Annotated in this window: 5 protein-coding genes and 1 pseudogene; 2 read left to right on the plus strand and 4 right to left on the minus strand. The window is 64.9% G+C overall.

What is annotated here, in order from left to right; all coding sequences use genetic code 11:
• Positions 1 to 245: 245 nt before the first annotated feature.
• Together A3IC_RS64765 and A3IC_RS70930 are read right to left on the minus strand one after the other, a co-directional pair.
• Positions 246 to 365, minus strand: coding sequence for a DUF397 domain-containing protein (locus tag A3IC_RS64765; RefSeq protein WP_245599282.1), 120 nt, complete (start codon positions 363 to 365; stop codon positions 246 to 248).
• Positions 325 to 1242, minus strand: a complete 918-nt coding sequence (locus tag A3IC_RS70930; protein WP_245599285.1) for a helix-turn-helix domain-containing protein — start codon at positions 1240 to 1242, stop codon at positions 325 to 327. Before A3IC_RS70930 ends, A3IC_RS64765 begins: the two co-directional genes overlap by 41 nt.
• A 150-nt stretch (positions 1243 to 1392) precedes the next feature.
• On the opposite strand from A3IC_RS70930, the gene A3IC_RS0113290 reads away from it, so the two are divergent.
• Together A3IC_RS0113290 and A3IC_RS0113295 are read left to right on the plus strand one after the other, a co-directional pair.
• Complete coding sequence (locus tag A3IC_RS0113290; RefSeq protein ID WP_158695940.1) at positions 1393 to 1635, plus strand: hypothetical protein; 243 nt, start codon at positions 1393 to 1395, stop codon at positions 1633 to 1635.
• A complete protein-coding gene (locus tag A3IC_RS0113295; protein WP_020550547.1) occupies positions 1632 to 1844 on the plus strand; it encodes a hypothetical protein in 213 nt (70 codons plus the stop codon). The genes A3IC_RS0113290 and A3IC_RS0113295 overlap by 4 nt, the downstream gene beginning before the upstream one ends.
• A 1926-nt stretch (positions 1845 to 3770) precedes the next feature.
• Here the strand turns inward: A3IC_RS0113295 and A3IC_RS64770 are convergent.
• Together A3IC_RS64770 and A3IC_RS54160 are read right to left on the minus strand one after the other, a co-directional pair.
• The gene (locus A3IC_RS64770) at positions 3771 to 4139 is read right to left on the minus strand and encodes a hypothetical protein (protein WP_079026429.1); all 369 of its coding nucleotides are present in this window, start codon (positions 4137 to 4139) and stop codon (positions 3771 to 3773) included.
• A 131-nt stretch (positions 4140 to 4270) separates the two neighbouring features.
• Positions 4271 to 4559: pseudogene (locus A3IC_RS54160) on the minus strand (hypothetical protein); the annotation flags it as partial.

Below are 4559 nucleotides of genomic sequence, written 5' to 3' on the forward strand. Positions count from 1 at the left end.
GTGACCCTGAGTGTGGACATGAGGCGCCCCTTCCCCCGTGCTCGCTTCGGGGTGAATCCCCGTCCACGCCACGGTCCCAAGCACCCGGGCGGGGCCGCCAACGATTTACCGGCACCCTGGGACAGGATGGGGCACATGCCGAACTTCATCGAGAAGCCGACGGTCGTCGGACCCACACCATTCCAACTCAGTGGGCAAGAAGCCCCGCCCACCACCTAGGTGGTAGGTGGGGCAAGCTCGTTGGACTAGCTGCGCAGTGCCGCCGTGAGGGCTTCCCACGAGGCCGCAGGCACGGCCAGGTGCCCAACGGCAGGGTCCTTGCTGTCACGGACGGGAACGACGTCGCGGGATGTAGCGACTTCCACGCATTCCCCCCCTTGTTGGTTGCTGTAGCTGGAAGTTCGCCAACCGGTGGGGTGCACGATACGTACCTTTCACTACGGATTTGATCATCGCTTCGGACTCTTGAGCAGACAGGGCCGATGCCCGAAGTTGCTCGTAGGTTAGGCCAAACGCGCTTACCTCGGACCGACCCTCCCAGAGTCGCCCATCGAACGCACTTTCTGTATACGCGCATCGGCTACCGTCCGGCATCTGAGCGAGCGTCAGAGAACCACCCATGGCCCCGTGTTCGCCCGCGCGGAACGGCAAGATCTGAATCTTGGTACCTGCGTCCGCTTCATCTAGCAGCCGGGCCATTTGACCACGCATCACAGACTGATTGCCCGCGCTGCGGACTAGGACTGCCTCGTCGAGGATGACCCGAATGTGAGGGGGGTTGTCACAACGCAGGATGCGTGTCTGGCGGTCCATTCGTCGCGAGATACGGTCCCGCAGTTGGTCATCGCTGGTGAGTGCTTGTCCGAGTCGGAGCGTGGCACGGGCGTACGCCTTCGTCTGAAGCAAGCCCGGGACGATTTGCGCAGCATAGAAACGTAAGTTGGTTGCCGTTAGCTCCCGGTCCATGTACTTGCGCACATAGTCGGGCACCAGTTCACGCTGAATTGCCTTCCATAGGTCGATCAGCAACTCGTCGGCTTCGAGGGCTTCATCAAGGCCACGCGCCTGTTCCCATGTTGGAGGGCTGCCCGTCCGCCGCTCAATTTGGTTGATCCGGGTGTCGTGTACATGGATCTTGTTCCCTAACTGACACTGCGTCAGGTTACGCGCCTTGCGAAGCTTGAAGACTCGCCAAGCGAACATGTCTGCGGCTGACTGTGTCGGGTCGATCGCTCTGCCCAAGGCTGCTAATCCTTCAAGATCATTGCTACCTGATAGGTGCACAAATCAGGTTCCCGCTTGGACGAATCGTACGGCGGCGGGTCGATCCTGGGATAGACAGTTCGTGTCCGGATACCTACCCACCGCAGCGCGAGAGGTACAGGCATGCCCATGACCGTGACAAGCCAACAACCGCCCACAGAGGCCGAGATGCGTCAACGCCTGTCGGAGTCCGACGAGGTACAGGTGACGGATGTCCGCAGCGGATGTGTGGGCACGCTGTATCGGGTTAAGCGCCGGCGCGTCGTCGCGTTGCTGGGCAGCATGGAGTTCCGCATTCCGTTCGAGCGCCTGGCCGTTGTGGACGACGAGCGCCAGGACGACGAGGCCGCCTCGTCCTCGTCCACGCCGTGAGCACGTACCGCGTGGGTGACTACGTTGAGCCGGCGGACGAGGCACACCGCGCAGTGCGTCACCCCGGGCAGATCCTCATGGCGCAGGCACTTCCCGACGATGGCCAGAAGCTCACGGTGCTGCCGTTCGACGGAACCGCGATGTGGGCGATGCCGGACAGCAGCGTGCGCCAGGTTGAGCCGCCCGTGAGGGACACCGAAACCCCCTGATCTGCTGCGCCGCCGACTCCCATTTGGTCGTGGCTACCGGCGGCGCGGCGCTAGTCCTCCCTGCCTTCCCATGGTCCGGTCGGCAAGGGGTAGTTCGGCGCACCGGAGCGCCGGACGGGGGCGGCCACTGCTCTGCACCGCGTGGCCGCCCCATCGCATCAATCACAAAGGACGACATGGCAAGCATGAAGCCGGAGGAATGTCTCCGGAAGCACGGATCTCACTCGCCAGGCACCGTTTCGGGCGGCACCGCTACGTGCTCGCGCTGCGGCACCACGGTAGAGGCCGGCGACTACTAGACCGACATACCGCCCAGAACCCGGCGCTTACTTGGCAGTGATCCGCCGGGTCCTGGGCCCTATCGAGATGAGAGGTCACCTCGTGAAAAAGGTACCGGCCAGACCGGACGCCGCGGTATCGGAGAGTGAAGCCGCGGTTCCTAAGCCTGGCGACTTCGTAAGGCACCGCCAGGATGCGACCCACCGCGACGCGTACCCGCCGGGCGTGCTCGTCAGTGTTGACGGCGACGGCGGGACGGTACAGCCCCACGTGACGCGCCTGCCCAAGTGGACTGCCCCGATGGTCGACATTGACGCGGACACCGACCGTATTGACCTGGGCGCCGCGCTTAAGGAGTGTCTGAGCGTCCGCCCTACTCCGGTGATCCCCGCCGGCGCGCTTGAGGGGCGACGCACGGGAATGCGTCCCATGGACTCGTTAGGGGTCGGGTTCTCAAGGGGTGCGTGCCAGGACGAGACCGACCCCGGTTGGCGCCCTTTCGCTCTGGTAGGTGTCAAGTGATCCTCGGGACGGACATGTTCAGTCGGTCGCGAGACAGCGGCACGGCGCACGGGTGGGTACTTGGGGATCGCGTCCGGCATCGGTACCCCTGGCAGAGGAAGGCGTGTCCGGCCGGCCCCGTTGTGGCGGTAAGTCCCGTCACGAGATTGGTGACCATCAGCCGTTCAACGGCGACGAGTGGGTGACCAATCCGGAGGCGCTCGTGCCAGACGAGGACATGCGCCACTACTGCGATGGTGTGGTTGTGACCGTGCCGGCGAGGCGCTGATCATGGCCGACAAGACCCAAGCCTCTGCCCTCGTCGGGAAATACGTGAAAGGCCGCCGCTGCCCAACCCCGACCATCACACCGGCCGGTGTGGAGTCGCGCTACGTGCCCCGGTCCCGCATCACGGAGGTGATCGAGCACCCGGATGGGCGGCGCTACCACCTTGACTCGTGGTGGGGAAACCCGTGCTCGTTCATCGTGGCCGTGAACGACGTGGAGCTAGACCCCGATCAGGAGAGTCCTCTTTCTACCCGCAGGACTCCCAAGCCGGCCCGGGGGAGGTATGGCCGATGACCGGTGACGTTCCCTATCGGCGGTACGCGGCGCCACCGGTCGGTAGCCCGTCCGTGCGCTGCGAGCTGCTGCCGGCGGTTGTTGCGCGTCCCCGGGACGAAGAGCCGCGCCGCCAGAAGCGCCGTGTGGTGAAAGGCGATTGGGTGCGGATCAACGCGGATGACGAGCGCGCCGGGCAGCCGGATGGGGAGGTGTCACGCGTCGACGAGTTCCCGCCCGGTCGCTGTGTGACCGTTCAGCCCCCAGGCCATACCGTCCCCTGGTTCAGGTGGGAGAACGAGGTTCACCACGTGCCGCGCCCTGGCCGCTAGCCCCAACGACCGGAAGCCCCGGCCCCATCGTGTGCAGGGGTCGGGGCTTTCTCGTGTGCGTGCTCAGCCGTGTAGCCCCACGACTGTGATGGTCACCGCGGACATGCTCACCTGATACTCGACGAACACTGAACCGCACGTCACGATGCGCCTGTCCTTGTGGTACGTCTGCGAACTACCGCACCCGTAAGGGTCGTTCGCCACGCGGGCCATGCCCCTGTCCACGTCCCGTTGCTGCTGGGACGTCAGGCGCTTATAAGCCCTCTCGCACTCCGGTGTGAAAGCGATCCGCAACGACATCCGGGTCTTCCCCCATGATCAGTTGGGTTTCGGCTTCCTGTGCCAGTGCTTCCACCCGATCGTGAGCCTGTCGGATGGATTCCTCGATTTCGGGTCGGGTTGCCTTTGCCCACGTGAGCATGACAAGGGGCATGTCCCGAGCCGGTGTGCCCTCAATGATCTTCGTGAACTCTGCGCGCCGTCCCGCCGGCAGTGCCTCACGGATGCCTGCGATCGTGGCCGGAGTTTCGATCAACTCGTCATTGACCCACGTTCGAAACGTCCGCCCGTCCGGTACTGGCCCGTCGTCCTGGCGCTCGTGCTCGTCGTTGTGCTCGTCCATAGCTTCCCATCGTGTGCGTCATGGCCCGGCTACAACCAGTGTGCTCCCCCGGGCACACCTCGTGAAGCGGTGAACACACTCAGCCCCGCCCCGGCTCTCCCTGCCAGGTCGGGGCTGAGTCCATGGGCCTGTCACACCGAGAGGAGCGCTACCAGCCGTAGAGGGTGTGCGTGCGCGACGGTCAGTCGGGGGTACGGGTGGTAGCCGGCGCGGTGTCTGCCGCCGTTGTCGCTACCTATGTCGCCCTCGTCGGCCTGGCGCTCGTCGTCCATTGACCAGTCGGCGGGATCGATCCACTCCGCGAATGCCAGACAGACACTGTCGGCGGCGCGGTACAGCCCGACCTGGGCCAACTCCAGCGCGTCGGCGTCGGGGTGTGCGTGCACGACCAACCGCTCGACCGTGACCCTGAGTGTGGAC

The sequence above is a fragment of the Embleya scabrispora DSM 41855 genome (genome assembly GCF_000372745.1).
Taxonomy (GTDB): Bacteria; Actinomycetota; Actinomycetes; order Streptomycetales; family Streptomycetaceae; genus Embleya; species Embleya scabrispora.